General features: G+C 70.9%; 2 protein-coding genes. Both read left to right on the forward strand.

Annotated features, from left to right (window positions below; genetic code table 11):
- The first annotated feature begins 288 nt into the window (after nt 1–288).
- A complete protein-coding gene (locus KME75_RS41195) occupies nt 289–1,320 on the forward strand; it encodes an IS110 family RNA-guided transposase (RefSeq protein WP_219420409.1) in 1,032 nt (343 codons plus the stop codon).
- 458 nt (nt 1,321–1,778) lie between these two features.
- Nucleotides 1,779–1,906: sigma factor (locus KME75_RS41200; protein WP_281424909.1), on the forward strand; the 128-nt coding region annotated here is incomplete at its 3' end.

Below are 1,906 nucleotides of genomic sequence, written 5' to 3' on the forward strand. Positions count from 1 at the left end.
GTCGATGCTCGCGGCATCGGCGCTGCCGGCCGTGGCCGCCCGCCGAGTGCGGACTCAGCACCCGCAACACGGCCCGCTCCTAGGGATGCGAGGGGTCCGGTCTCGATGAGCTCCAAGGAGCTCTCCCCGTGTCAGCGCGACGAGATGTTCCGCCACCACGTAGTGGCACACATCCCGGCGTTGCTCGCGGCCGCCCGAGGACTGATGCGATGAAGGAGCGGGGCCTCCGCTCCTCGTGACCCCCGCTCATGCTCGGGGTGCTCACGCCATCGATTTGAGGAGGCCCCTGTGAGCGAACAGTACGAGGGTCGGCAGATCGTGGGGATGGATCTGCATCGGTGCCGGTCGGTGCTGGTGCGGATGACCGAGTCCGGGCAGCGGTTGGAGACGGTGCGGATCTCCAACGACCCGGAGTACCTGCGCGAGGTGATGACCCGCGCCGGTGAGGCACCGGACGTGGTGCTGGAGGCGACCTACGGGTGGTACTGGGCGGCGGACACCCTCGCCGAGCTGGGCGCGACCGTGCATCTGGCGCATCCGTTGGGGGTGAAGATGTTCTCCTATCGGCGGGTGAAGAACGACGAGCGCGACGCCGCGGACCTGGCCGACCTGCTGCGGATGGGGCGGCTACCGGAGGCCTGGATCGCCCCGCCGGCGACGCGGGAGCTGCGTGGCTGGGTGCGGCACCGCGCGAAGCTGGTCGGGCTGCGCTCGAACCTGAAATGCCAGGTCCACGCCGTGCTCGCCGGCGCCGGGGTGCAGGTGCCGATGAGTGATCTGTTCGGCGTGGGCGGGCAGCAGTTGCTCGCCGCGTCCCGGCTGGCGGTCGAGTCGCGTTCCCGGGTCGACTCGCTGCTGCGGGTGATCAACGCGCTGGACTTCGAGATCGACACCTTCGCCAATCTGGTCGCCGGGCGACTGCGCGGCGACCCGGGCTATCGGGCGATCCAGGCCATTCCCGGGGTCGGTCCGCTGCTCGCGGCGGTGTTCGTCGCCGAGATCGGTGACATCACCCGCTTCCACCGCCCCCAGCAGCTGGCCTGCTGGGCCGGGCTGACCCCGAAACATCACGAGTCCGACACCACCGTGCATCGCGGCCGGATCACCAAGCAGGGCTCCCGCCTGGTGCGCTGGGCCGCGATCGAGGCGGTGCAACGCGTGCCCGCCCATACCCGGCTCGGGCAGATCCGCGACCGGGTCGGCGCGCGGCGCGGCAGCCGCAACATCGGCGCCGTCGCCGCGGCCCGGGAGCTGACCGTGCTGGTGTTCTACGGGCTGCGTGATCACCACATCCGCTGCCTGCCCGCCCGAGCGGCGTGAGCGGCGTGAGCGGCGGCCGGACCTCGCGGCGGGCGCAGACCGTGCGTGTCATGATCCACGAGCCGACAGCCGGCCGGCTCAGCGCGATCGCCCCGACTGATTGATCTCGCCCACCGCGAACCTGTCGCAGCGCACCATGCCGGCCACCAGCGCGGCGAAGGGATGACCGACAGCCCCTTTCACGGGCCTGTCCACCAGCCGGGAACCCGGCCCTGGAGCAGCACTCGACACACCCCCGGCTCGAGCCCCCCGGAGCCGCGAACATCCACTCTCCTCCGCCTCGAAGATCGTGCGCCGACCGGCGTCGGCGTCAAGGACCTACGGCCGCTGCGCGGGCGCCCTCCGGGCGCTCCTGGACACCGCCGCCTACCTCGACGCGCCCAACAACAGGCGGAGAACCAACGAAAAGAAGATCAACTGCGCGAACAAGTGGGTTGACCGGCCCCGCTCCTTCAGGGATGACAGGACAGCTCGCCGACGCGGAGGACCTCGTCCAGGACACCCTGATTCGCGCCTACCGGGCCGTCCATCGGTTCGACGGGGCCCACCCCCGGGCCTGGTTGATGACCATCCTGCGCAACACCGC

It is taken from the genome of Pseudonocardia nigra, assembly GCF_019396355.1.
GTDB lineage: Bacteria > Actinomycetota > Actinomycetes > Mycobacteriales > Pseudonocardiaceae > Pseudonocardia > Pseudonocardia nigra.